At 70.2% G+C, this 24,897-nt stretch carries 20 protein-coding genes and 1 pseudogene; 12 read left to right on the forward strand and 9 right to left on the reverse strand.

Annotated elements, in window-relative coordinates:
• The first annotated feature begins 54 nt into the window (after positions 1 to 54).
• Entirely contained in the window at positions 55 to 2,193 is a 2,139-nt protein-coding gene (locus ACLLJJ_RS36245; protein WP_434598922.1) for a BTAD domain-containing putative transcriptional regulator, read from the forward strand.
• On the opposite strand, the gene ACLLJJ_RS36250 is transcribed toward ACLLJJ_RS36245, so the two are convergent.
• The 4 genes from ACLLJJ_RS36250 to ACLLJJ_RS36265 form a co-directional block, all read right to left on the reverse strand.
• Positions 2,108 to 2,788, reverse strand: coding sequence for a hypothetical protein (locus ACLLJJ_RS36250; protein WP_434598923.1), 681 nt, complete (start codon positions 2,786 to 2,788; stop codon positions 2,108 to 2,110). The genes ACLLJJ_RS36245 and ACLLJJ_RS36250 overlap by 86 nt on opposite strands.
• A 69-nt stretch (positions 2,789 to 2,857) precedes the next feature.
• Complete coding sequence (locus ACLLJJ_RS36255; protein ID WP_434598924.1) at positions 2,858 to 5,191, reverse strand: BTAD domain-containing putative transcriptional regulator; 2,334 nt, start codon at positions 5,189 to 5,191, stop codon at positions 2,858 to 2,860.
• A 55-nt stretch (positions 5,192 to 5,246) separates the two neighbouring features.
• A complete protein-coding gene (locus ACLLJJ_RS36260; protein WP_434598925.1) occupies positions 5,247 to 6,014 on the reverse strand; it encodes a thioesterase II family protein in 768 nt (255 codons plus the stop codon).
• Positions 6,011 to 6,616: an NADPH-dependent FMN reductase gene (locus ACLLJJ_RS36265; protein ID WP_434598926.1), complete on the reverse strand. Its 606-nt coding sequence runs from the start codon at positions 6,614 to 6,616 to the stop codon at positions 6,011 to 6,013. The genes ACLLJJ_RS36260 and ACLLJJ_RS36265 overlap by 4 nt, the downstream gene beginning before the upstream one ends.
• 176 nt (positions 6,617 to 6,792) lie before the next feature.
• On the opposite strand from ACLLJJ_RS36265, the gene ACLLJJ_RS36270 reads away from it, so the two are divergent.
• Positions 6,793 to 10,083: a BTAD domain-containing putative transcriptional regulator gene (locus tag ACLLJJ_RS36270; protein ID WP_434598927.1), complete on the forward strand. Its 3,291-nt coding sequence runs from the start codon at positions 6,793 to 6,795 to the stop codon at positions 10,081 to 10,083.
• A gap of 266 nt (positions 10,084 to 10,349) precedes the next feature.
• Here ACLLJJ_RS36270 and ACLLJJ_RS36275 read toward each other — a convergent pair whose 3' ends face one another.
• The gene (locus ACLLJJ_RS36275; RefSeq protein ID WP_434600618.1) at positions 10,350 to 10,619 is read right to left on the reverse strand and encodes a DUF2399 domain-containing protein; all 270 of its coding nucleotides are present in this window, start codon (positions 10,617 to 10,619) and stop codon (positions 10,350 to 10,352) included.
• 451 nt (positions 10,620 to 11,070) lie between these two features.
• Here ACLLJJ_RS36275 and ACLLJJ_RS36280 point away from each other — a divergent pair, with 451 nt between their 5' ends.
• The 10 genes from ACLLJJ_RS36280 to ACLLJJ_RS36325 all read left to right on the forward strand — a co-directional run bounded on the left by ACLLJJ_RS36280 (position 11,071) and on the right by ACLLJJ_RS36325 (position 20,961).
• Positions 11,071 to 11,241 (forward strand): hypothetical protein, encoded by a 171-nt coding sequence (locus ACLLJJ_RS36280; protein WP_434598928.1) that lies wholly within the window; start codon positions 11,071 to 11,073, stop codon positions 11,239 to 11,241.
• Positions 11,242 to 11,417: 176 nt separating this feature from the next.
• The gene (locus tag ACLLJJ_RS36285) at positions 11,418 to 12,485 is read left to right on the forward strand and encodes a tyrosine-type recombinase/integrase (RefSeq protein WP_434597394.1); all 1,068 of its coding nucleotides are present in this window, start codon (positions 11,418 to 11,420) and stop codon (positions 12,483 to 12,485) included.
• Positions 12,482 to 12,820: a helix-turn-helix domain-containing protein gene (locus ACLLJJ_RS36290; protein ID WP_434595796.1), complete on the forward strand. Its 339-nt coding sequence runs from the start codon at positions 12,482 to 12,484 to the stop codon at positions 12,818 to 12,820. The genes ACLLJJ_RS36285 and ACLLJJ_RS36290 overlap by 4 nt, the downstream gene beginning before the upstream one ends.
• Before the next feature lie 368 nt (positions 12,821 to 13,188).
• Positions 13,189 to 14,451, forward strand: coding sequence for a hypothetical protein (locus tag ACLLJJ_RS36295; protein ID WP_434597396.1), 1,263 nt, complete (start codon positions 13,189 to 13,191; stop codon positions 14,449 to 14,451).
• 278 nt (positions 14,452 to 14,729) lie between these two features.
• Positions 14,730 to 15,911, forward strand: a complete 1,182-nt coding sequence (locus ACLLJJ_RS36300; protein WP_434598929.1) for a tyrosine-type recombinase/integrase — start codon at positions 14,730 to 14,732, stop codon at positions 15,909 to 15,911.
• Complete coding sequence (locus tag ACLLJJ_RS36305) at positions 15,908 to 18,493, forward strand: tyrosine-type recombinase/integrase (RefSeq protein WP_434598930.1); 2,586 nt, start codon at positions 15,908 to 15,910, stop codon at positions 18,491 to 18,493. The genes ACLLJJ_RS36300 and ACLLJJ_RS36305 overlap by 4 nt, the downstream gene beginning before the upstream one ends.
• Entirely contained in the window at positions 18,490 to 19,068 is a 579-nt protein-coding gene (locus ACLLJJ_RS36310; protein ID WP_434598932.1) for a DUF6262 family protein, read from the forward strand. The genes ACLLJJ_RS36305 and ACLLJJ_RS36310 overlap by 4 nt, the downstream gene beginning before the upstream one ends.
• A gap of 67 nt (positions 19,069 to 19,135) precedes the next feature.
• Positions 19,136 to 19,612, forward strand: coding sequence for a hypothetical protein (locus ACLLJJ_RS36315; protein WP_434598933.1), 477 nt, complete (start codon positions 19,136 to 19,138; stop codon positions 19,610 to 19,612).
• 71 nt (positions 19,613 to 19,683) lie between these two features.
• On the forward strand, positions 19,684 to 20,109 hold the full coding sequence (locus tag ACLLJJ_RS36320; RefSeq protein WP_434598934.1) for a hypothetical protein: 426 nt from the start codon (positions 19,684 to 19,686) through the stop codon (positions 20,107 to 20,109).
• A gap of 102 nt (positions 20,110 to 20,211) precedes the next feature.
• Positions 20,212 to 20,961, forward strand: a complete 750-nt coding sequence (locus tag ACLLJJ_RS36325; protein ID WP_434598935.1) for a DUF5655 domain-containing protein — start codon at positions 20,212 to 20,214, stop codon at positions 20,959 to 20,961.
• 160 nt (positions 20,962 to 21,121) lie between these two features.
• On the opposite strand, the gene ACLLJJ_RS36330 is transcribed toward ACLLJJ_RS36325, so the two are convergent.
• The 4 genes and pseudogenes from ACLLJJ_RS36330 to ACLLJJ_RS36345 form a co-directional block, all read right to left on the reverse strand.
• Positions 21,122 to 22,387 carry a DUF317 domain-containing protein gene (locus ACLLJJ_RS36330; RefSeq protein ID WP_434600619.1) on the reverse strand — a complete coding sequence of 422 codons (1,266 nt, stop codon included), beginning with the start codon at positions 22,385 to 22,387 and terminating at the stop codon, positions 21,122 to 21,124.
• Positions 22,388 to 22,557: 170 nt separating this feature from the next.
• Positions 22,558 to 23,578, reverse strand: a pseudogene (locus tag ACLLJJ_RS36335) (DnaB-like helicase N-terminal domain-containing protein).
• Complete coding sequence (locus ACLLJJ_RS36340) at positions 23,578 to 24,618, reverse strand: DNA cytosine methyltransferase (RefSeq protein ID WP_434598936.1); 1,041 nt, start codon at positions 24,616 to 24,618, stop codon at positions 23,578 to 23,580. The pseudogene ACLLJJ_RS36335 and the gene ACLLJJ_RS36340 overlap by 1 nt, the downstream one beginning before the upstream one ends.
• Complete coding sequence (locus ACLLJJ_RS36345) at positions 24,615 to 24,785, reverse strand: hypothetical protein (RefSeq protein WP_434598937.1); 171 nt, start codon at positions 24,783 to 24,785, stop codon at positions 24,615 to 24,617. Before ACLLJJ_RS36345 ends, ACLLJJ_RS36340 begins: the two co-directional genes overlap by 4 nt.
• Between the last annotated feature and the right edge of the window lie 112 nt (positions 24,786 to 24,897).

Genomic DNA, 24,897 nt, shown 5'->3' on the forward strand with positions numbered 1-24,897 from the left:
GGGCTTGTGGAATTCGGGGGGATTCGGCAACGCGCCGCGCTAGCGTACCTGTTGATGCACGCCAACCAGGTGGTGTCGACCAATCAGCTGCTGGGCGCGCTGTGGGTGGGGGACGACGCGCCCATTACCGCGCGCAAGATCCTGCAGAACGCGATCTGGCGGCTGCGGGGAGTCCTCGCCGGACCGTTCGCCGATTCGCCCGCCCCCCGGCTGCTCACCCGCAGCCCCGGGTACACCCTGCACGTACAGCCGGGACAGGTGGACCTGCTCACCTTCCAGCAGCGCGTCGCCGCCGGCCGGGCCGCCCTGGCCGGCGGCGACCCGCAGACCGCCCGGACCCTGCTGAACGAGGCGCTCTCCCTGTGGCGCGGACCGGTCCTCGCCGACCTGGTCGAAGAGGACATCTGCTGGCCAGAGGTGACGGCACTTCAGAACAAGCGCGTGGACGTCATGGAGGACCGCTTCGAGGCCGAGCTGGCCTGCGGCGGGCACCAGGGCATCCTGCACGACCTCAAGACACTGGTGGAGTCGGACCCACTGCGCGAGCGGGCCTCCCGGCAGCTGATGCTCGCGCTCTACCGGTGCGGCAGACAGGCCGAGGCGCTCGCCGTGTACGGGCGGGTACGCGAGGAGCTGGTCGGCGGTCTGGGGCTGGAGCCGAGCCGCGAACTCCAGCGGCTCCAGCAGTCGGTCCTCACCCAGGACACCGCGCTCGACCCGCCGCGGACCACCGCGGAACTCCGTCCCGCCCCGGCACCGACCGCGCCGGACGGGGGACGCCGGGCGGAGACCGGCACGCCCGTGGCCGGCCTGGCCACCGGCGACATGCACCCCGCACACACCGGCACCGCACCGGAAACCGTCGGAGCGGGGAAGACCGCCGCGGCCCGGACCCGCCCCGGCGCCGCGGCCCCAGGACCGGGCGCCCGGCGGCCCACCAGTGTGCTGCTGGTCCGCTTCGGCCTGGGAGCGGAATTCAGCTCCCTGTTGGCCGAGGACATGGACCGGGCGCTCGACGCGCTGACCATGCTGGCCCGCGAGAAGATCGAGAAACACGGCGGAAAGGTCGCATCCGCGCTGGGCTCCCTCCTTCTCGGTGTCTTCGAGGAGGACGGACAGGAGTCCGCCGGCTCCGTACGGGCGGTGCGCGCCGCCGCCGACGTCCGCGACTGCCTCACTATCTCCGCCACCCCCGGCGCGCCCAGGGTCCCCGTGGCCAAAGGGCTCTCCGTGTACGGCGCGGTGGTCACCCGGCGGGCGGTGTCGCCCTGGCCGGGGACCGGCACGACGACCGCCTGGGCCGGCGACGGACTGGTCGACGCCTGCCAAGTCATGCTGGCGTCCGTCGCGGCGGGTGAGGTCCACGTCTGTGACACCACCCGCCGGCTGACGGAGGCCCACGTGACCTACCGCCACGCCTGCGCCTCGGCCTCCGCGCCCTGGGAGCTGCTCGCCGTCCAGGACGGCACCACCGGCGGAGGCGAGCTGACCTTCGGCGACCGGGAGAGCGAACTCGACCTGATGGGGGGCATGCTGGGGCGCACCAGGCGCCGCGCCACCCCGCACCTGATCACCGTCCTCGGAACCCCCGGCTGCGGCAAGACGCAGCTGCTCATGGAGTTCCAGCGCCGGATCGAGGAGGATCCCACCGAGCCGACGCGGGTTCTCACCGCCACCGCCCCCCTCCCGGGCACCGGCGGTGGCTCACGCATGCCGGCCGACGTACTCGCCGCATACTGCGGAATCCGCCCCGGCGAGAACGCGGAAGTGGCGTCGGCCAAGATCTCGGCGGCCCTCGGACGGCTGACCGGGGACGAGGAGATCCGGCGCACTCTGCCGTCGCTGCTGCGGCCCCTGTTCCACTCGGCCGATCCGACGCCCGCGACCCTGGCCGCCTGGCAGGACTTCCTCGCTCTCGCCGCCCGGGCAACGCCCCTGGTTGTGATCTGGGACGACCTGCACTACGCCGACGACGCGCTGCTCGACGCCCTGGACGAGCTGGTGACGGCGCCCGCCGACGTACCGGTCCTGCATGTCGTGGCGGCGGACAACCGGCTGCTCGGCAGACGCCCCCATTGGGGGGCCGGCCATCCGCACGCCATGGTCATCAGCCTGCTGCCCGTGGCCGACGACGCGCTGGACCGGCTGCTCGAATCCCTTCTTCTGCCGAAGCGGCAGACCGAACCGGTGTGACCTGAACGGCGCTTGCCGCACCCGTGAGACGCACCACCCGCGTCAGGGTCCGGATCGCCTCCGGACCCGCCGGCGCGTCGAACGGCAGACACAGCGAGGCCGACTCGACGAGCAGTGACACAGCGGCGGTCTGCTGGTGCGCCGACGGCACCGGCAGACCGGGCACACCCAGGTCGGGCGCCCCCGGCACGTCGAATCGTCGGGCGGTGGCGAACACCCGCCTGGCCCACCATAAGAGCGAGATCCGCACCCCCCGCCTCGCAGGCCCCGCCAGCGCCGGTTCCAACGGCAGGGCGTTCTCGAAGCAGAGCAGGATCACTTTGGCGTGCTCGTCCAGCAGGGCCGCGCCCGGCGTGGGCGCGGCGGTGGACACCGGCGGGGGCACGGGGACGAGATGTACGGGGGCGCGGGCCGCGGCCCTGACCGGTGTCCGTGCCCGGCGCAGCCCGTCCCGCAGGGCCACGGCGAACTCCTGACCCACGAACGCGGCCAGTGCGGCGCCCTGCTCGTAGGGCCCGGGCGGTCCGCCGGTCGGTGACCAGGGGCGCGGGCCCACGGGCTCACGGCCGGTGACGTTGTCATCCATGTCGTCCATGCCGTGCAGCAAAACAAGCCCGGTACACCGGGAGCCCACTCGCCGGTCCCCTCTACGGTCATTTTTCGCTCAGCGCACCATGCGCCGCTCCGCCTGCTGCTCCGTCCTCCGCCTCGCGCCGACCCGCACCGGGCCGCGGGACAGCGACAACAGGTCGGCCGAACGGTCCACCGAGGGCCGCCTGGCGCCGCCGTCGGACGCCACCCGCAGAGGCGCCGCGGGCGATCCGGGCAGCGGGGCGAGGCTCAGCATGCTGGTGCGCCCCCGCCCCACCCCCCACAGCGGGCGGCGCCCGAGCAACTGCGGACGGGCGCACGCGACGACCAGCAGCGGTGCGTCCTCCACCGTCGTGACGAGCTCCTCCAGCCAGTCCAGTACGGCGTCGTCCGCCAGATGCAGCCCGTCGAGGCACAGAACCAGCGGCAGTTGCCGGGCGCACAGCACGAGCAGCTCCTTCCAGGCGTCCATGACGGCCCGGGGGCGCGCCGTCCTGAACGGCGTGGCCGACGCCAGCAGTGCCCGCAGCAACCGGTCGGCGGTCGGTCCCGTCCCCGCCACACGGCGTACGAGATCGGTGACCAGCTCCTCCGGCGTGGCGCCTGGCCGCGCCCCCGACGTCGCGCCCCATCCGTCGAGCAGCGCCTCGGTCAGGGCCCGCAGGCCGTAGCCGCCGTGTTCCGGCGCCACCAGCCTCAGCACCCGCGCCTCGTATGGCAGTCCCTCCAGGCGCCGCTGGAATTCGGCGAGGAAGCGGCTCTTGCCCACTCCCTGGTCACCGAGCACAGTCACCAGATAGGGCGCGTGGTGGTGCCGCGAGTGGTCGAGATGACTGGTCACGATGGCGAGTTCGTGCTCCCGGCCGGGCGACGAGGCACCGCCGGGCGCCGGGGCGCCCGGCGCGTACAGCGCACACGCCTCGCGCACTTCCGCGGTCGACTCCGATTCGCGGGTGACCCTGCGGTAGCGGACCCGGCCCTCGGTGCTGCCCGCCACATCGGCACTGACGTGCACCTTGCCCGGCGGAACGTCGGCCAGCAGATGCTGGGCGGTGTCCAGCAGCGTACCCACCACGGAGACCGCGCCGGCGTAGTCCTCGCGCACCAGCGCCCCGCCCATGGTCACCACGGCCTCGATACTGAGACCGGGCAGCCGGTGCACCCGGTCCCGCATCGTGAACGCCGCCCGCACAGCCGCCAGCGGAGCACCCGACCAGTCGTCACGGAGCCCGAACAGGGCGGCGGTCAGGTGCCCCAGCGACCCCACGATCGTGCCGCCGTGCGTCTCGACGTTCTCCGCGAGGGACGCGGCCGCTTCGCTGAGCGTAGCGTCCAGCTGCTCCGGAGTCGCCGCTGCGCCGGTGGCACCGGCCCGGAAGCGAACCAGCAGTACGCACACGTCTCGTCTGCGGCTGGACGGGCCGGCGCCGGTGTCCGGCGGAAACTGGTCCACCGCGCGCAGTGGCGCGGGTCCCCGGGCGGCGCCGGTAACTCGCGCCCCGTCCTGCTCGGCGACGGACAGCAACGGGGGCGCGGGGCGCGGGTCCCACGCCGACGTCGTCGTCGCGGCGTGCGGCGGTCGCGGGTCCGTGACCAGACGCACCGGCCCGGCTACCTCCTCCACCGGAGAGGTCAGCTCCTGGTCGTGGTGGAGGATGCGCTGCTGCAAGGCATGGAGATCGCGGGAGGGTTCGAGTCCGTGTTCCTCTACCAGCGCCCGCCGCACCCGGCTGAAGACGTTCAGGGCCTCCGCCTGCCTGCCGCACCGGTACAGGGCGAGCATCAGCTGCCCGCTCAGCCGCTCCCGCAACGGCTGTGCCTGGGCCAGTGAGTTGAGCTCGCCCAGCACCGTGTGATGGCGACCGCAGGCGAGTTCCGCCTCGAAGCGGTACTCCATGGCGTCCAGCCGCAACTGTCGAAGCCCCGCCACCTCGGGCCAGCTGATGCCCTGCTCCATCAGGTCGGACAGGGCGGGCCCGCGCCACTCGGCGAGCGCCTCGCGCAGCAGCTCGGCGGCCTCCACCGGCTCGCCCGCGGCGAGCTTCGCCCGCCCCGCCGCGGCCCTGTCGTCGAAACGCGTCATGTCGAGCCTGCCGGGGTCGACCCGCAGCACGTACCCCGGTGCCCGCGTGATCAGTTCGGGCGCGATCGCGTACGGCTGGTCCTCCCGTGTGCCGTGCGCCGACAGAGTCGTGCGGAGTCCGGAGACAGCGTTCTGCACGATCTTGCGAGCCGTCATCGGGCGGCTCGCCTCCGGCCAGAGCGCGCCCAGCAGCTCGCTCGTGGCCACCACCTGATTCGGCCGCAACAGCAGCAGACCCAGTACCGCCCGCTGCTTGAACCCCCCTAAGGCCAGCGTGCGGTCACCGGACACCACTTCCAGCGGACCCAGAATCCTGAATTGCATGTTCCCCCCTGCGTTGTACATTCGGTCGTACCGCCCCCTTCCCCCGTGGGCCGGTCTATCGCTTCGCGGTCGGCCGCAGTTCGTCCGTCAGTGCTTCGGCCACCTCCGTGACCTGTTCGTCCAGATAGAAGTGGTTGCCCGGGAACACCCGCAGGCCGCAGGACGACCGGGTGTGTTCGGACCAGCGGGCCGCCTCGGTGACCGGCACCACGGGATCGTCGCAGCCGGTCAGTACGGTGATCGGCATATCCAGCGGATCACCGTGCAGCCAGCGGTACGACGCCAGCGCCCGGTAGTCGGCGCGCAGCGCGGGCAGCGCCATCTCCATCAGCTCGGGGTCTTCCAGTACGACGGCCGCGGTGCCCCCCAGCGCCCGGACGGCCGTCAGAATCGCCGCGTCGTCGGGCAACACGTCATGGCGGTGCGGGGCCGTCGTGGGTGCCCCGCGCCCCGAGAGGAAGAGCCGGACCGGGGCGGACACCTGCCAGGTCTGCAGCACGCGCGCCGTCTCGTACGCGAGCAGGGCCCCCATGCTGTGGCCGAAGAAGGCGTACGGCCGCTCGTCCTGGTGCCGGAGTCTCTCGGCGATGCGCCCCGCCAACTCGGTGATGTCCCCGGCCGGCGTCTCGCGTCTTCGGTCCTGCCGGCCCGGGTACTGGACGGCCCGGACGTCGACGTGCGGTGACAGCAGACGCGACAAGGGGGCGAACCAACTGGCCGAACCGCCCGCATGCGGGAAGCAGATGAGCCGGACCGCATCGGCCCCGGCCGCTCGCGTCCCGCCGAATCCTCGAAACCATAGACTGTCCACGGCATTCCTCACTGTGTGTGCAACTGCGGTGTTTCAAATGGCTCCTGGGCGCGCGCCAGGCGCAGCGCCCGCGCCCACCAGCCGATTCGGTCGAACATCCGACGGGCGGCCTCGTCATAGGTGTCGCCCGCCAAGGGGCAGCCGTCCGGGCTGAAGCGTTCCCAGTAGTCGTGGAAGCTGACGGTCTCCCGCACGGTGACCGCGTGGAACTCAGCGAAGACCTGGCGCAGATGGCCGACAGCCGTCAGTCCGCTGGACGCGCCCCCGTACGAGAGGAAGCCGACGGGCTTGGCGTGCCACTCCTTGTCGTACCAGTCGATCGCGTTCTTCAAAGACGCCGGGAAGCTCTGATTGTACTCAGGTGTGACCACGACGAAGGCGTCCGCCGCCTCCAGCCAGGGCGCGAGGTCCTGGACGGCCTGCGGTTTGGGGGCCGCGGGGTCGGCCGACATGACGTCGGGCAGCCATGCTGTCGCCAGGTCGATGACGTCGACGTCGAAGTCCGGTCGGAGCCGGGCCCTGGACGCCAGCCATTCCGCGGCGACAGGCCCGAACCTGCCTTTTCTCACACTGCCGATGACTACTACGAGCCGTAGCTGATCACTTTCGGACATTCCAACCTCTCCGCATATGTCTCCCAGGCTGCGTCGGCCCGCGCTTCAACTGTCTCCGAAGCCCCTTCGGGTTTGCTTCGGACCCGCTTCGGAACGCTCCGTCACCGTCGCGCGCAGGGCTGTGACCTGCACGACTCAATCGTTACCCCGAGGTTCGGCCGGGTTACTGTGAGGTCATGCAATTCGGGGTTCTGGGGCCGCTGGAGGTATGGACAGCCGAGGGCCGCCAGGTGCGGGTTCCCGAGCTGAAGGTCCGCACGTTCCTCGCGGACCTGCTGGTCCATCACGGCCAAGTGGTCTCCACCGGGCGGCTGATCGAAGACCTCTGGGGCGGATCCACCTTCACCGCCCAGCCGACCTCGTCGCTCCAGGCGAAGGTCTCCCAGTTGCGCAGGGCCCTGGAGAACGCGGAGCCGGGCGCCCGGTCACTGGTCGTCCATCGGACGCCCGGTTACCTGCTCGACGTGCCGGCCGACGCCCTGGACGTGGGCCGCTTCCGGGCCCTGGTCGCCGAGGCCCGCTCCTGTGAGGTGCCCCGGACCCGGGCGGCGCTGCTGACGGATTCCCTGGAGCTGTGGCGGGGTCCCGCCTTCGCTGACTTCGCCGACCAGCCCTTCGCCCGCGCCGTCGCCGCGAGCCTGGAGGAGGAGCGCCTGTGTGTGGTGGAGGAGCGCGCTGACGCCCGGCTCGCCCTCGGTGAACACGGCGTACTCCTGGGTGAACTCGCGGCCCTGGTGGACCGGTTTCCGTTCCGCGAGGGCCTGCGCGCCGCGCAGATGAGGGCCCTGTACCAGGCGGGCCGCCCCTCCGACGCCCTCGACAGCTACGCGGAACTGCGGCGCAGGCTCGACGAGGAACTGGGCCTGACACCCGGCCCGGCGCTCGTCGAGCTCCAGCGGGCCGTCCTGCGCCACGACCCGCTCCTCGCCCGCCGGGACACCACCGTAAGGACCACCACGGCCACCCGCGCCCGCACCAACCTCTCCGCCCCCGTGAACACCCTCATCGGGCGGAGCGAAGCGGTGAGCCGGGTGAGTGCCCTGCTGGCCCAGCAGCGCCTGGTCACCCTGACCGGCCCCGGCGGCGTCGGCAAGACCCGCTTGGCCATGGCGACGGCCAGGGGCCTCACCGGCGAATTCCCCGACGGCACCTGGCTGGTGGAGATGGCCGGCGTCGGCGCGGCCGGAGGCGCCGTCGGTCCGCAGGCGCTGGCCGAGCTGGTACTGGCGGTGATCGGGATCCGGGAGAGCGTGTACGACGACCGGACCGACGATCCGGTGCGGCGGCTGGCAGGTGTACTCGCCTCCCAGCGTGTGCTCCTCGTGCTGGACAACTGTGAGCACGTCCTCGACGCCGTGGTGCGGCTCGTGGGCCCGCTGCTCGACAGCGCCCCCGGCCTGCATGTCCTGACGACAAGTCAAGAAACGTTGCGCACCGGGCGGGAGGCCGTCTGGCCGGTGCTGCCGCTGACGCTGCCCCCGCCGGGGCAGGACGACATCGAGGCGCTGCGCGAGTCCAGCGCCGTGCGGCTGTTCGTCGAACGGGCCGCCGTGACGGACCCGAAGTTCGCCCTCGACGCCACCACCGCCCCGGTGATCGCCGAGGTGTGCCGACGTCTGGACGGCCTCCCACTCGCCCTCGAACTCGCGGCGACCCGGGTCCGGTCCCTGGGGGTGCGGGAGTTGCACGACCGGCTCGACGACCGCTTCCGGCTGCTGACCGGCGGGTACCGTGACGCGCCCCGGCGCCACCGCACCCTCCAGGCCACCATCGACTGGAGCTGGAGTCTGCTGGACTCCAGGGAGCAGGCCGTCCTGCGCAGGCTCACCGTGTTCGCCGACGGGTGCGGCGTCGAAGCCGCCGAGGATGTGTGCGCCGAGGGCCCAGTGGCGTCCGCCGACGTCCTCGACACCCTCGCGGGGCTGGTGGACCGCTCGCTGGCACTGCGGGTCGACGGGCCGGGCGGCGCGCGCTACCGCCTGCTCGAATCGGTCGCCGTGTACGCGCAGCAGAAGTTGCGCGAGTCCGGTGAGGCCGCCGAGACCGTCGCCCGCCAGGTGCGCCACTTCACCGAACTCGCCGAGCGCGCCCGTCCGCACCTGTACGGGCGCGACCAGTGCCGCTGGCTGCGCCGGCTCGACGCGGAGTCCGCGAACTTCCAGCGCGTCATGGAGGAGGCCCGCCGCACCGGAGCGGCGCACCGTGCCGTTCGCCTGGCCAACGCGCTGAGCTGGTACTGGTTTCTGCGCGGGCGGCTCGGCGAGGGCCGCAAGGCGCTGGCCGAGGCGCTGAGCACCCGCGGTGAGGTCCCGACCGCGGAACTGGCCGAGGCCAGGGCCTGGCACGCCGGTTTCGCGCTCCTGCTGGGCGAGCGGGGTCATGACACCGGCTACGCGGGACGCACCGAATGTTCTGCGGGCGCTCACGGGGAGCACCCGGAGGAGCGGACCGTGGGCAGGGCCCGCGCCGAATGGTTCCTCGGGTTCGCGCAGTGGAGCGTGGGAGCGCTCTCGGCGGGAGAGACGAGTGTGCAGCGGGCGTTGCGCGACTTCCGGGTCCTGCGTGACGCCTGGGGCACCGCCGCCGCACTCAGCAGCCGTGCGGCGCTGGCGATGGGCCGGGGCGACCTGCAGGCGATGAACGGCAATGCGCTGGAGGCGCACGAACACTTCGCCGAACTGGGGGAGAACTGGGGAAAGCTGAAGGCCAGTGAGACCCTCAGCGTGCTCGCTGAGATCGACGGCGACTACGACCGGGCCGCCCAGCTGCACCGCGAGGGCCTGCGTATCGCCGAGAGCCTGGAGCTCTGGTCGGAGGTCTCCCGGCAGATGTCCGGCCTCGGCAGGATCGCGCTCCTCATGGACCGCTATCGCGAGGCGGAGGAATTCCACACCCGCGCCCTGCGCTTCGCCGTCGAGCAGGGAAACCAGCCGGCTGAGCAGTTCGCGGCGGTCGGTCTGGCTCTCGGCAACCGGCGCGAGGGGCGGCTGGCCGACGCGGAACGCCTGTTGCGCCCCTGGCTGGACTGGAACCGCAGCCGCGCTGACGCGCCGGGCCTGGCCCTGGTGCTTGCCGAACTCGGTTTCATCGCCGAGCAGCGGGGCGACGGTGTGCTCGCTGGCAGCCTGCACCTGGACGGGCTCGCCGCGGCGCGCGAGTCCGGCGACCCGCGGTCGGCCGCCCTCGCGCTGGAAGGACTCGCGGGCGCCTATTCCCTCACAGGCCGCCCGGACGACGCGGCCCGCCTGCTGGGCACGGCCGCCGCTACCCGGGTCCGCTCGGGGGCCCCGCAGCCGCTCGCCGAACGCGGCGACGTGGAGCGGATCGCCGCCCGCCTGTGTGGTGCTCTGGGCGAGGCGGCGTACGCGGAGGCGTTCGCGACAGGCGAGAGGACGCACCACACCGAGGCTGTGAGTGATCCTGCCCGCGCGGCGGCTTGTCCGGAGGACCGGTCGGCGCTGGGGTGACAACCACGCCCGCCAGATGGAACGGGCCGGGCGGGGAGCAGGAGGAGACAGCGCGGACCAGCTCGAGGAGGTGGCAAGCCCCGGTGCCTGCCCCCAAGCCGCGTAGGGGTTCGAGGGGCGTCTGAGCTGCACGGTGCTGGGATGCTGCTCCCGTGTTGGGATAGCAGTCTCAAGAACGACGTTTCCGCAGGTAAGAGCTCTGCACCAAACATTCCGCTTCAACGTCTGACGGCCTCCCTGGCGTCGCGTTACTGGGGCCTCTGGGACTAATCGGTCAGCAGAGTGTCGGCGACCGCTTCCTCATGCATGGCGCGGTTTTCGCGCACCATGGCCTTGCCAATTCTGGATCCCAGCCGGTGTCTTGCGCGTGGCCCGCCAACTGGATGTGCTCGCTGTCGGCGTTGACACCGTCGAGATAGTCCGCCGTATTCATGCGCCAGGGGTTGGCCGATAGCGCGTGCGCAGGTGATGGCCAGCTCGATGCCGGGACAGTAGAAATCGCCTTGGTACATCAGAGTCCCGCCAGCCTCGAAGATCTTTTGGGCGAGGCGGTGAGGTGTGGGGCGGTGCGGTTAGGTAAATTCATCGCGACGATGCGTCTATTCGTCATTCCGTCGTGCGCCGTATCGTCGTGTAATGCGTGGGTGTGCGGCGTAGCGAAGGTGCCCCATTCCGTTTCTCGTGCCGCGCCGAAGAGTGCGCATCTGGCTGGCGTGGCGTGCACCGATAGAGCAGGCGCTTAGAAGGCACCTGCTCTATCCACTGAGCTACGGGGGCTGACCTGCGAAAACGCAGCTTCCTTGCGCTGTCCCCCGGGAAGCGGGGGACGCATGGGGGAATCGTAGATCCCCGGTGGTAGGGAGACGCAAGCGGTCCCCGGCTGGGCCGCACGTAGGAGCTCACACAATCTTCACAGCTCAGAAGCCCCTCATGGAAACAATCCTGCATCTACTCGGCGTTGTCGATCTTCGAGCCGAGTAGGGGAAGGTGTCGGGCCTGAAGCTGTTCCGTACGGACACGACGAGTAGCGGCATGACCGAGGTCATGCCGCGTCTTGCTGAGGTCGAGGCAGATGTGCAGGGTCTCGTCGAGGCGCACATGGAGGCGCTGCTGGGGGGTGCGGTTCTTGGCGAGCGAGTACGGGACCGGGCCGGTTGACTCTCCTCCCGAGGGTTCCTCAAGCGCACCGAAGCGTGGTCTCGCCGCAGCGTGCGCCTGACCTGGAGGTCTATCCGTCCCACGCGAGAGGTTGTCCATCCCGATGGAATCTCACAATTCTTGAGATAATATCGTCCAGTCCGATCAGTTGGTCAAATGGCCGAGCTGGAGGTTTCGTGTCCCTGGCGATCGTGCGGGATCTGCGTCCGGAACTGCGCTTGACGACGCCGGAGGAGGTCGCGGCCTTCGAGCAGGATCTGTTGTCCGAGTTCGTGCTCGCCCGGGCTTCGGCCGGTGTCAGTGACGGGACGGTCGCCGGCGATGTCGGCGTGATCGTCGAAGTGCGCTCATGGTTCACGCGCCCGCTGTGGGAGATGGAACCTCGCGATCTGGACCGGTTCTTCGGTCGACATCAACAGGGCTTGGCTCATGGCACGAAGGTCCACAAGGCGCACTCTCTCAGCGTGTACTTCGAGTTCCTTGAACTACGGCACAAGCCCGCCATCCACAGGGCAACCGGCTATGTCGTCGAGTCGCCGTTGGATGAGATCAACCGGCCCCGTGGATCGACCCTGTCCCGGTTGCGGGTTCCGCCGCCGCTCGGGGAGGTCGAGCATCTGTTCTCGGCTTGGCGTGACGAGGTGCCGCAGGCGCGTAAACCGTTGTCGATCGTCCGGAGTTACACCGCGATGAGGCTGGCGAGTCTGATAGGTCCCCGGGTCTCGGAGCTGTGCCTGGCGAACGTCGACGACATCCACTGGGAGCTCGGCCAGTTCGGAAAGATTCTTCTGCGGGGCAAGGGGAGGCGCGGCAAGAAGAAGGAACGGCTCGTCCCGCTGATCAACGGGAGCCGTTCGCTGCTGGAGTGGTGGGTCGACGGCCCCCGCTGGCAGTACGACGATCGGGTGGATGAGCCAGAGGCGCCGTTGTTCCCCTCGGAGCGGCGGGCCGCGGACGGCTCGAGCCTGCGGGTGGATACCGACACGCTCCGCCTGCATCTGAAGAAGATGGTCGCCCAGCACCTTCCTTCGCAGGCAGGCAAGCTGACGCCGCACACGCTTCGGCACTTCGCTGCCTCGGAGCTCTACCGTCAGGGCATGGATGTGGTGGCGATCCAAGAGCTGCTTGGCCACAAGTGGATCAACACCACCATGATCTACGTACACGTCAACCAGACTCATGTCGAGGACGCGTGGGTCCGTGCGGGTGAGCGTGGACGGGCGCGATTCGGAGGAGCGTCATGAAGTGGAACCTGCGGATGACCGCGGCCAAGCGGGACATCTGGAAGTCCTCCGAACTCCAGCGCATGCTGGCCGACGCGGGCTTGGTGATCAGTGCTGGCAAGATGTCCAACCTGTGGGCCGGCCAGCCGGTGACGATCCGCCTGGACGATCTCGACGTGATCTGCGAGGTGCTGCAATGCGAGCCCAGCGATCTGCTTGTCCGTGAGCCCGAGGAGGCCCGCGCGAAACGACCGGAGCAGGATGAGAGCAGGGCGGCCATCCGTCCCGCTGTTGGTGAGAACCGTCGTCGGAGCGGCGGCGGCCCGGCCTCCCGCAACTTGATGCCGCCGTTGTGACGAAGGAAGCGAAGGCCAAGGGGCTTGGGACGCCTGAGAGTTGCGAGGTCTGCATGGCCTGGGGCCTGCACCCTAACCCGGGCGGCGCGAAGATCCTCTGCTATGCGTGCAGGGCATGGTGGTACAAGTACCCTGCCGACTCGTGCGGCACGTGTGGCGCGACCGTCCCCCTGCGTGACGGAGTCTGCCGGGCCTGCCGTCACCAGGCCGCAATCGTCGCCGGCCGTATCAAGGTCCCTTCAGCCGGCCACGGGGCCCGGTTGGACCTCACGGTCGCAGCCACAATCGGGCACCAGACGTTTCTCGCTGACCTGATCAAATGGAATCGGCGCCACCACCTCACCGCAAGAACAGCGGAGGTGCCTGACTTGCCGAGCGAGACGACGCACAGACACCCCCTGCTGCTGAAGCCGCCCGAGAGCATCCAGCTCACGCTCTTCGAGCCGGTCCGGGACTTCCGGCGCTATCGGAACCCGAACGGCTCGAAGGGGCGCTCCTGGACAGGATTCACCCCGGCAGATCCCGGATATGCGGACTTCCTCGTCGATCGGGCCAGGGACGTCGCGGTGGTACGGGGCTGGAACCGCTGCACCATCAAGCGCGTGAAGTGCGGATTAATGATCCTCTCGGCCCTGCACCAGCCTTTCGAAAGGATCAAAGCCACCACGGTGCACGCACTCTCCCGGGACATCGATGCTCCCGCAGTCCATCTCATCGACATACTCGACGATCTCGACATCCTGCTCGACGACGCACCCGACCCCCTCGAACAACTGGTCAGAGCTCACCTCGCAAGGCTTCCCGAGCAGATACGCGTCGAGGTGACCGCCTACTTCGACGTCCTCCGCAACGGAGCCCCTCGCCGTCGCCCCAGGTCGCCTCACACAGTTGACATCCACCTGCGGCTGATCGTCCCGTTCACTGCCGAGTACTGTGCCCCCCGATACTCGACATTGAGGCAGGTCACCCCCGAGGACATCACTGACTGGCTGGCCAAACGGAACAACGTCCAGCGCGAAATCGTCGCGCTCCGGGACATGTTCAAGACGCTCAAGTCACAGCGGCTGATCTTCGCCGACCCAGCCCGACGCATCAGGCCCGGCAACACCCTCGTCAACCCGCCCACACCGGTCGCGGGAGACCAACTCAAACAAGTGGCCAGAGCCGCGGCTGAGAGCCCGGCCCTCCTGGCCGTCGTCGCCCTTGCCGGCATCCACGCCCTCTTCCCGCACGAGATCAGAATGCTCCAAGACTCCGACATCGAGCTGAGCACCGGGCGCCTCCGGCGGGGCGAGGTCAGCCGGCCACTCGACGACTTCACCGCCGAAGCCATCCGCAAGTACCGGCGCTACCGTGACGCCCGCTGGCCGGACTCGGCAAACCCTCATCTCCTCCTCACCCAGCAGACAGCCAAGAAAAAGAGTCCAGTCAGCGACTTCTGGCTCAAGCGCCTGTTCAAGGGGCTGCCCGCCACGGTCGACAGCCTCCGCCAGGACCGGGTCCTCGAAGAAGCGATCGCCGCCGGACCCGATCCCCTCCGCATCTCCACGATGTTCAACCTCAGCGCCCAGGCAAGCCTGCGCTACACCCGTGCGGCCAGCCCGGCAGGCACCGAAACGACGACCGGGTAACCTGCGAACCCACGGCCAGAGAGCCTCCAAATCCCCCAGCAGCACCTACAGTTCAGATTTCGATACCTTCAGAAATCGTGAACTCGCGGGGATTTCACGGCGGTCGGATCGACTCGCTCGGTCTTGACGAGAACGGGTCGCCGGTCATCGTGGAGTTTACCGACCGCGGGTAGTGCCGCCCGTGATGTCCGTCTGGGCCTGTGACTTGGGCGTCGCGGGCTCGTTTACCGACCGTGTCCGGAGCGCCCGTCATGTTCCGGAGTCGGTACGGAGGACGAGTGGCACGGCGAGTGGTGGTCGGGGACCTGAGGGTTCAGCGGATCGACCGGAAGGACGGGCGGCGGTCGTGGACGATCGTGTGGCCCGAGGGCCGTCTTCATGCGGAGGCGGACCGGTTCCTGCGCGTGCACGACGGGTCGGGAACGCAGAGGACCTACGCGTACTACCTGGTGGATCATCTGCGGTGGCTGGAGCGCGAGTGCCGGGCCTTCGAGACGGTCGTGCTGCGAGACCTTGAGCGCTACATGGGTATCGTCGGTGCGGAGGTCCGCATGCCGCTGGGCGAGCCGTGGCGGATCGGCAAGCGCCCCTACGGCCGCTCCGCGCTGTCGACCGCGGCGGCCTGTCTGAAGGGCTTCTACCTGCATCAGTCGTCCCTGGGCGTGAATGGCGAGCTCGGCAAGAAGCTCGACACCTCGCGGCTGCCCACGCGGGCGGACCGGCGCCGCGCGTTCCTGGGGCACGTGAAGACCTCCCTGCCCACCAACCCGCTCGCGCCGACGCGGCCGCGGCGTCGGCACCCGAAGATGCTCCCCGACGGGGCGCGGGACAAGCTCCTGGCGGTGGTGAACGCCGCCCGCGACAGGCTGGTGGTGACCTGGCTGGCCGACGGCGGCCTGCGGATCGGCGAGCTCTGCGGGCTGCACCTGGTGGACCTGCACCTACGGGAGAACGCGGCCTGCGGGGAGTGCCGCGCCCCGCACGTCCACGTCTGCCACCGGCCCGGCAACCCGAACCGGGCCGAGGCGAAGACCAAGCTCCCCTGGCGCATCGAGGGCGGCACGGTGACCGGCGGGCTGATCAAGCGGGTCAGCCCGGCGATGGTGCACACGTACTTCGAGTACCTCATCGGCGAGTACCCGCGCGGCACCGCCGGGCACGGCATGCTCCTGGTCCAGCTCCACGGCAAGAACTCCGGGCAGCCATGGGCGCCGGTTGGGGCCCGCCGGATGCTCGGCCGGGCCGGGAAGCGCGCTGGGCTCGGCGTCGTGAAACCCCACGCCTTCCGGCACAACTTCACTTCCGCCGTGCTCGACGCGGCCGGTGGCAACCTGCTGATCGCCCGGGACGCCGGCGGCTGGGCCTCGGCCGCGATGGTCGACGAGGTCTACGGGCACGTCGACATCCATGCCCCGGCCTTCGACACCGCCCTGCGCACGGTCTGGGGTGGGGCCCAGTGACCGCGCCCTCCCCGCTGCCGCAGCAGGACGCCCGCACGCGGCGAGACCGGCTGGAGGTGCTCACCGTGCTGATCAACGGGCCCGAGTTCGACCCGGCATTGCGCGGCGGGGTCCTGAAGATCCCGGCGTCCCACCCGGTCTATCCGTGGAGCTGCACGGTCCCTGACTGTGCGCGGTCGCGCTGGCGGCGGTACGCGATGTGCTCGGTGCACGCCGACCAATGGCAGGAGGCAGAGGCCGGCGGGATGACCCGGGTCCAGTTCCTGCGCGGGGCGAAGCCATTGGCGGCGTGGGAGGCCCCGGAGGAGATGATGTGCCGGATCTGCCCGCAGCGACCGGCCTTCAGCCTGCGCCTGGTGGTGTGCTTCCGGCACCGCAACCGGTGGCTGAGCCACCTGAAGCGGAACCCCGGCGCTGGTGAGGTGGACGGGGAGTTCGAGAGGTGGCTGGCCGATCAGCAGCCCTGCCCGGGCTACGGCGAGTGCCGCGCGGAGGTGTGTGACGAACTGGCCGCCTCGCCGCTGGGGTTGTGCGGCGCCCACGAGCGCGGCTACATCCGGGCCGGGCGTCCGGGCGGGGCCCGGCTGCCGAAGAACTTCTTCGCCACCTTCGAGCAGCACGACCGCCCCGTCCCCGTCTCCTGCGACGACCAGATCGCTTTCCGGGCCTGGTGCCGCGCGCAGTTGCCGGTGCACCGCACGGGGCGGATCTACCTGCGCGGCCTGCGGCCCCTGCTGCGGGCGGAGTTCCAGTGGGGCCTGTACGCCCACGGCCTGCAGCCCACCACCGTGTGGAACTTGACGTGGGTGCAGTCGCTCGCGGACGAGTGCCAGCGTCGTGACGTGGTGTCCCTGGCCGGCCTGGACCCGACCGTCTTCCACCGCGACTACCACCAGCGCATGGTCGGTGAGATGCAAGAAGCCCTGCGGAAGGTCTACTTCAGCCCCGGCGAGACCCGGGATGCCGGCTACATCGAGACCGAGCACTTCGGAGTGCGCTTCCCCCACCGCTCCAGTTACGTCGACCTGACCTGCATCTCCCAGCGGTGGCTGCGCGATCTGCTGTGGGACCACATCGCCGACGTGCTGCGCTCGCCCTCATGCCCGCGCAGCGCCCAGCCGGTCGACTACCAACGCCGCGCGGGCGCTGAGCTGAGCGCGTTCCTGGAGGCCGAAGCCCCGGACGGCGGCCACGATCCGAGGGCGCTGCACGAAGAGCATGCCCACCGCTTCGTCGCGGACCTGCGCAACCGTGAACGTCTCGGCCTTGCCTTCCGCGGCCAGGCCCGCCTGGACGGCAAGAAGTCGACGGTCACCGAGAACATGCGCCGGATGATGCTCAACTACGGCCGGGCCGTGCTGCGTGGCGCGCTGGACAACGGCAGCGCCGAGCAGATCGGATTGAACCGCGCCTTCATTACCGCCGTGCCGGTCGGCGGCCCGGGCACGCCCCGCCGCCGCAACCCCTTCCCCGACGAGGTCGCCCGCGCTCTCGCGGACGAGAGCAACCTGCGGCGACTCGCCGAAGACCACGACCCGCACGACCGCGGCCTGCGGGATATGTGGGAGGCCATCATCATCACCGGTCGGCGCGCCAACGAGGTCATCCAGCTCCACCTGGACTGCATTGGCCGCTACGGCGGGCTGCCCGTGCTCTGGCACGACCAGACTAAGGTCGGCAACCTGAACGCGGCCGTCCGCATCCCCGACCGGCTCATGGACCGGCTTGAGGAACGCCGCCGCAAGACCCTGACCCACTTCGCCGACCGCCACGCCGGCCGCGCGCCCACCCCCGCCGAGCGCGTCCACCTGGCCCTGTTCCCGACCGACATGCTCAACCCGGACGGCCGTCGCGCCCTGTCCTACACCTGGTTCCATACCGGCCTGCGCAACTGGATCACCGACCTCGACCTGGGCGGCCACTACGTCGCCCACCAAGCCCGGCATACCCTGGCGACCCGGCTGCTGCGGGCCGGGGCGAGCCTGACGCACATCCGCCGATATATGGGGCAGGTCAGTGATCGAATGGCGGAGCATTATGTCCACCTGACCCAGTCCGACCTCGACGACGTCCTCCAACGCGTCTGGGTCGCCGGCCCCGGCACCGCCAACCCCGGTGAACTCCTCACCGAGGGCGCCGCTCCACTCACTCGCGAGCAGGCCCAGGCCCTGGCGATCGACCTGTCGCGCCGCAGCACCCCGGCCGAGGGCGGGTTCTGCACCTTCCAGCCCGTCGTCGAGGGCGGCGCCTGCCCCTGGAATCTGAACTGCCACAACTGCGACAAGTTCGTCCTGTCCGGCGCCGACCTCCTCTATTGGCGGCGCAAGCGCGAGCAGTGGCGGCTCCTGGCCGAGGGCGCCCCCGACGACGCCACCGCCGACTACCTCCACCGCTACTTCGAACCTACCGCCCGCGCCATCGACGGCCTGGAGAGCGCCCTGGCCGGCCTTGGCCTCCTTGACGACGCCCTCGCCCTGGACCTGCGCAAACCCCAGGACTACTTCCACCGCGTGTGGTCCACCGCCTTCCGCGCCGCCGACCTCGCCGAGGCCGCCGGTGACGAACAGGAGCAATGCGCGTGACCACCACCGTCCCCGATCCGCGCACGGCCGCCGCCCTGACTGCCCGTCGCCGCAGCACCGACGCCGCCCTCGGACGGGTCCGCGACGCCATCGCCCGGCTCCGCCGCGAGAAGACCCAGGTCAGCGTCTCCGCGGTCGCCCGCCGCGCGAACGTCTCCCGCACCTTCCTCTACGGCCACCCCGACGCCAGAGCCGCGGTCGCCGCCGCGATGGCCGAAGCCGGCGAACGACGGACCCAGATGGTCACCGACCAGGACGAGGCACGCGAGGCGACCTGGCGCGAGCGGGCCCTGAACGCCGAGGACGCCCTCGAAGCCGCCCACGCCGAGATCCTCACCCAGCGCACCCGCATCGGTGAACTCCTCGGACAGGTACGCGACTTGGAAGCCGAATGGACCCAAGAGGCCATCCAGCGGATTACCACCGAGAACACCGCCCTCAAGCAGCGCGTCCGCCAGCTCACCGCCGACAACCGATCCTTCGACGAACGCCTCCAGGCCGCCCGCTCCAACCTCCGCTTCCAGGACCGCCGCGTCGCCGACCTGGAAGCCCAGATCGCGGCTCCGGCGGGCTGATCCGACGTGACCGGTGGCCGCCGCATCCCTGGTGGGGCGGCCACCGGCCGTAGTGCACACTTGGCCGATGCTGTTGACGTTCATCGCAGAGGTCGCGGACGAGCACCTGGTCCTGGACCCGGGCAACCAGGCGACCGAGTCGCAGACCAACACCTGGCATCTCGTCACCGACGCCGAGGAGCGGGCGACGCTGTCCGTGAAGGAGGTGGCTGCCGCCTTCGAGAGCACCGCGAGGGCATTGCGTGACCGCATCCGGACCCTCGGTCTGGATGGAACCGCCACGTTCTACGTCTGGCACGACGAGCAAGCCGGACAACTTCGCTGTTCGACCTCCTCCCAGCCCCCGGAATCGCTCCCGTTCGGTGGTAACTACGTGCTGACCGAGACGCTCGAACCGATCATCACCAGCTTCCTCGACGACAGTGATCCCGGCTCGGTGCCGTGGACCGACCTCACACCAATCGAGTCCGACGGCCAGGACCGGGCAGACGTCATGCCGCCGCCGTTCCCGGTCTGGACACGTCGAATCGGGCGCGATACCTGAACAGCCCCCTCGGTCTCGAAGCCGGGAAAGCCAGTAGCCGCACCAGCCGGGGTCATGCGAACATCCCCAGCATGGAGCCCCAGGACGACCAAGCGGCAGGCGAGGTGCTGCACGGGCGCGGCTGGCGCAAGGCATTCACCGTCACCGAGATGGTCGACCAGTGGGCCTCGCTCGTCAGGACCGTTGAGAACGGCTACGAGGACCTCATCGACGAGTACACCAACGACCTCTACAGCCGGAACTGGCTCCACGAGGCGTGGGTTCTCCTGCCCGGGCACGTGCTCATGACCTGGAACCAGCGGATCCAGGAACTCGACGACCGCTTCCGGGACGCAACCGCCTTCGACGACGGCCAGGCACTGTCCCAGTTTCATCGGATCGGTCGGTTCGATCCCGACGCTATGTGGTGGTGGCGGCGCTACCCGCGGATTTTCGTCGGCGACCTCGGACGCGCGCTCCGCTCAGCCGGAGCCGTTGACCTGTCGCCAAGCCCGTGACCTGCCCGAAATCTGTCAGCAGCTTGGACCAGCACAGGCTCCAGAGTCATCTCAGACGACGAAGCCGAGAACCACCCCATCGGGCGACCTCAGAAAGTAGTGATGCATCGTCACGGACATGTAGTCTATAAATCGTCGCAGTTCAGAGCCGGTATCCGAGCTCCTGCGGTCGGTAAAGTGGAGTACAAGCGCGGTGTCGACGCCGGCGTCATAAACCAGGGCTTGTTCTACCTGGCGTGGCTGATGGACCACCGGGCCGAGTTCGAGCACCTGGTCCGCGCCCGGCTCGGGGTGACGGCCGCGTCCCAGGTCCTGTGGAGCGGCCCGCGCCTGATCTGTATCGCAGGTGACTTCACTCGCTACGACGTGCATGCCGTGCGCGAGCACCGGCGCTCGATCGACCTGGTCCGCTACCGGCTCTTCGGCAGCGACTTGCTCGGCCTTGAGACCGTGGCGTCCGTGAGCGGCTGCATGCAGGTAGCCCGCCGGGCGCGCCGCCAGGCGGTTGCCCGGGCGGCAGTCGACGTCGAGAGCGCGCCGATGGTGGAGTTGGCGGGCGCGGTCGACGAGGTGCTCCTCGGGCTCGGTGACGGCGTGAACCGCGTGGAGCGCAAGACGTACCGGGCGTATCAGCGGCTGCGGAACTTCGCCTGCCTCTGTCCGCCGCAGCGCAGCAAGCTGCTGGTCTACCTGAAGGTCGACCCGACGGACGTGGACCTCGTTCCGGGGTTCACCCGGGACGTGTCTGAGCTCGGTCACCACGGGACGGGCGATTTGGAGGTACAGCTCCGCATGCCGAGGGACGTGGAGCGGGCGCAGGATCTGTTCCGGGCGAGCTACGCGGCTGCGTGATCGCCTGCCGGCCTCATGGCCTGGCTGCTCTGTGGTCGTGGGGTGCTGCCTTTCGACGTGCGTGCGGGACGTGGCGGTGGACTATCAATGAGGCGCGGGATCGCCGGTTTGGCTAACCGGCGATCCCGCGCTATGTTGCCCCGCTCTCGGAGGCCGGTGATCAGCGTGAACGGCTGGTAGCGGGGCGGCCCGTAACTACCGGTACGGCCGGTGGGCTGGTGACGAGGCTCGTCCTGCGTCCGGTGCCCGCGCTCTGGGGGCGGCGCAGTCCCGTTTCCTGGGCGAGGGTCTCGGAGAGGTCGGCCAGCAGCGAACTCGGGGTGTGCGGGGACGCGGTGACGGCCCAGGCAGGCCGGTCCGGACCGGTGCCGGCCCAGATGGTCCAAGTGGCTGAATTCTGGGGGCGCTGCGCGGTCAGTGGGTCGAACTGCACGCCTGCCTCACCGTCGGGGGACGTCCAACGGATCCCGTGCCCGTTAAAGGTGTGCTTCCACCCGGCGTCGGAGAGCGGCTGCGTGGCCGCGGCGACCGTCCTCTCGTCCACCGGGGCTCCGATTGCCGTGTCCCAGCCGTCGCCGTCGGCGAGGTGGTTCAGTAGTTCCTGCAGCACCGGGGCGGGGGTGGCGCCGGTCGCGGTGAGGACCCACATGCGGTCGGAGACGGGGGTCTCGTAGGCGGCGATAGTCCATGCGGTCTCGCGGTCCTGGGTTTCGTGGACGCGCTCGATGCGCAGGGTCTGGGACTCGTGGATGGCGTGAGTCGTCTCATCCGACCAGGTCCGCCACTTCTCGAACTCGCCGTGCGCGTCGATGAACTCGTCGAGGAGGGCGTCCTGGTCGCCGGCGTCGGCCAGGTAGACGGGGAGGGTCTCCGGCTCCGGCAGGGCCGGTTCGGGCCTGGCTCCGGTGAGAGCGAGCGGGGTGCGGGCTTCGGCGGCGGAGCGCTCGGTGTCGGTCAGGGGCGCCGGGCCGGGGCGCATCTCCTCACCGTGGACCTTCTCGAACGCGAGCAAAGCCTGGGCAGGTGAGTCGAAGGTGTCGGCGACCTGGCGCAGGTGGTTCTCGCCGTGGAGGTAGACGGACTTGCCAACGCGGCGGAGGTAGGTACCAACCGCGACGGTGGTGTGTCCGTCATGGGCGTGAGCGTGGATGAGGAGCTGGCCGTTTCGGATGTCGTCGTGGATCTTCTGGGCCTCGTTGGAGACTTCGCGGATCTCGCTGCGGGTGCACCAGGGCATCGGGTAGTTGGCCCAGGTCCATTCCTCGTCGATGGCCTCCCGGAGTCGAGGGGTGATCTCGACGGTGATCCCCTCGGCGGTCAGGTGCTTGGCTGCGTCCTGTGCCCAGTAGGGCTCCTCGGAGTCGATGCGGACCAGAGCCAGGACGTTGTCCGCTACGACGGTCCAGTCGGCTGCCTCCAGGCCCATGTGGGCTATGCGGGCCTGGGTGCCGGTCAGGGTGGCGGTCACGGCGCTGGAGTGCGTGGGGTGGACGTCGAGGCGGACGTGGGCGTCGATGGGGGTGTGGTTGGCATGAGGTGTCGTCTCTTCTGCCGGTGGCCGGATCTTCGGGTCCGGCCACCGGCCTATGCGGGGTGCTATCGGGTGGCTCGCGCGCCGCGGGTGGTGGGAGCGACGGCGGCGGTCGTCGTCGGCGGTCCGGCGCGTAAGCCGAGGTCTTCGCGTCGGGGCCGGTCCGGTGGCGTGCTGCCAGCGGGTGCGGATGGCGGCGATATCGGCGAGGGAGCGGCGGGCGCCGACGACGAGCTGGAACGGAGTGTTCGCCGGGTCGCCGGCGTACGCCTCGATGCGCCTGCCGGCATGATCGGCGGTGGCTATCAGGGAGCGCTGCAGGGCGCGCTCGCCCCAGTAATCCAGGGAACCGGCTGGTTCGGCCAGCAGGCGGATCACGTCTCGGGGTTCGCTTGCGTCGAGTAGGCCGCGCTGTTGGGCCTCCCACAGGACGGTGACGGGGTCGACGGCCTCGTGGCGGCGGGCGAGGGCGGTGGCGGTGGCGAGCAGTAGCTGTTCCTCTTCGACTGCTTCGCTGCGGTCGGGCGGGACCGGTGACGGCGGTACCGCGGTGCGGGGCAACGCTCCGGCACGGGGCGGGAAGCGGCTCGCGATGTTGTCCACGACTGCGCCGAGGGCGTCGGCCTCGGCGAGCACCGTCTGGATGGGGTGCGGGAGGGAGGCGTCGTGGACGGTCTGGAGGAGGTGTTCGGCGGCCGTTTGCAAGCGGCGGCGGGCGTGTTCGGCCTCGACCATGCGGGCGTAGGCCGGTGCGTGCCGTGGCCAGGGGCAGACCTGGATGAGGGTGTGGAGGTAGGAGGCGGTCAGTCCGCGCGCCTGCTCGCGTCCTGTGGCGAGTACTTGGTCGAGCCATGTGGTGTTCTTTGCGTGCTCGGTGGGATCGGGCGGCGGCAGGGTGCTGATCGCGGCGTACAGGGCGGCGTGCGCGGCGGTGGAGAAGGAGTCGGCGGCGATGCCGGTGACGTCGCCGAGGCGGTGGGGATCGAGGAGGAGGGCGCCGAGGAGGGCCTGCTCGACGTGGAACACCGGCTGCGGCGGTGCAATGGCGTCGAGGTCGTCTTCGTCGGGTTCGGGGGCGCGGGACATCAGGCGGCGAGGGTGAAGTCGTTCGGGTCGAGAGCGACGCCGAGGTGCGGGGCGAGGAGGTGGCCAGCGAGCAACGGGGGCACGGCATTGCCGATCTGGCCGAAGACCTGGCCCTTGTTGCCGGCCCAGGGGTAGTCGGCGGGGAAGGTCTGCAGGAGGCCGGCCTCGCGGGCGGTGATCCGGATCGGCTCCGGAACAGCTGGCGTACCCGTGGCCTGCGTCGGTGTCGGGGCCGGTTCGGCGACCCAGGTGCACTCGTTCGCCCGGTGCCCGAAGAGCAGCGTGCCCGCCGGCTCGGACAACGAACGGACGGTGGCGTTGGCCTGGTTGTTGCTGCGCAGGGACCAGGACCAGCGGTGGGCCTCGGCGGTGAACGTCGGCGCCGGAGCGTCGGCGGCCCGGTTCTCGCGGGTACCGTGCCGTGCCGCCCATCCTGCGCCTTCGCGGCGTGACTGCAGGACCACACCGTCGGCCCGGGGCGCCCAGGTGCCCCGATCCCGGGCGTCGGACAGCGCCTTGCGGGAGCCCGAGGGGAAAGTCTCGGGCCCTCCCCCGGGGCCGCCGCCGGCGCAGACGGTGGGGACGGGGCAGTCGGTCGCGCCCCACCCGAGGGCCTGGGCCATGCTGACCCAGCGAGTGCGGCCCGGGCCGAACAGTGAATCCGGTTCGGCGAGTTGAGCGTGCGTGGGTGTGGGCGGTTGCGCCGTGCGGACGCGGGAGGCCAGGAGTATCGCCCGCCTTCTGGGCTGCGGGACGCCGAAGTCGGCAGCGTTGAGGATCCCGTACCAGACGGAGAATCCCCACCCGCGCAGGACGGCCGCGTACTGCTTCCACAGCGGGAGAACGTCCGGCACTTCCTCCATGGCGACCCAGTCGGGCTCACCGACCGTGTTCAGGGCGTAGAGGTAGCGCATCGGCTCGGCGGCGAGCAGGGAGCGCTCGTCGCGGCATGCGGCGAGGAGGCGTTCGCGGGTGTGCACACCGAACACGCCCAGAGCGGTGCTCCAGCCGCCCGGCCCAGCGAAGAGGTCGAGTATCACGTGGCCAGCCCGAAGTTGTCCCGCGTCAGTGCGTCGGCCTCCCCGCGGCACGCCCAGGGTGAGCAGCCGTCCTCGACGCCGTTCTCCAGGACGTCGGCCTCGTCCGCGCCGATACGCGGGGCCGCCCGTTCGGCTGCGGTGACATGGTCGATCGGGGCCCGGCGCAAGGGAACGCGGGAGCGGTGCAGGAATGCCTCGCCGAGCAGTTGGTTACCCGATGCGTTGGCGCGGGCATTGCCCTGTCGGATGGCCGCGTCGAATGTGACGAAGTCCGCCCAC

Origin of the sequence: Streptomyces sp. A5-4, from assembly GCF_051131715.1 — a bacterium.
Lineage (GTDB): Bacteria > Actinomycetota > Actinomycetes > Streptomycetales > Streptomycetaceae > Streptomyces.

Bases quoted from the DNA above. Each gene is read 5' to 3' on its own strand.
- ACLLJJ_RS36315 (WP_434598933.1), top strand. From the start codon at position 19,136: ATGCTGTTGACGTTCATCGCAGAGGTCGCGGACGAGCACCTGGTCCTG.
- ACLLJJ_RS36255 (WP_434598924.1), bottom strand. From the start codon at position 5,191: ATGCAATTCAGGATTCTGGGTCCGCTGGAAGTGGTGTCCGGTGACCGC.
- ACLLJJ_RS36270 (WP_434598927.1), top strand. From the start codon at position 6,793: ATGCAATTCGGGGTTCTGGGGCCGCTGGAGGTATGGACAGCCGAGGGC.
- ACLLJJ_RS36330 (WP_434600619.1), bottom strand. From the start codon at position 22,387: ATGGGCCTGGAGGCAGCCGACTGGACCGTCGTAGCGGACAACGTCCTG.
- ACLLJJ_RS36290 (WP_434595796.1), top strand. From the start codon at position 12,482: ATGAAGTGGAACCTGCGGATGACCGCGGCCAAGCGGGACATCTGGAAG.
- ACLLJJ_RS36320 (WP_434598934.1), top strand. From the start codon at position 19,684: ATGGAGCCCCAGGACGACCAAGCGGCAGGCGAGGTGCTGCACGGGCGC.
- ACLLJJ_RS36245 (WP_434598922.1), top strand. From the start codon at position 55: ATGCACGCCAACCAGGTGGTGTCGACCAATCAGCTGCTGGGCGCGCTG.
- ACLLJJ_RS36265 (WP_434598926.1), bottom strand. From the start codon at position 6,616: ATGTCCGAAAGTGATCAGCTACGGCTCGTAGTAGTCATCGGCAGTGTG.
- ACLLJJ_RS36325 (WP_434598935.1), top strand. From the start codon at position 20,212: ATGCATCGTCACGGACATGTAGTCTATAAATCGTCGCAGTTCAGAGCC.
- ACLLJJ_RS36250 (WP_434598923.1), bottom strand. From the start codon at position 2,788: ATGGACGACATGGATGACAACGTCACCGGCCGTGAGCCCGTGGGCCCG.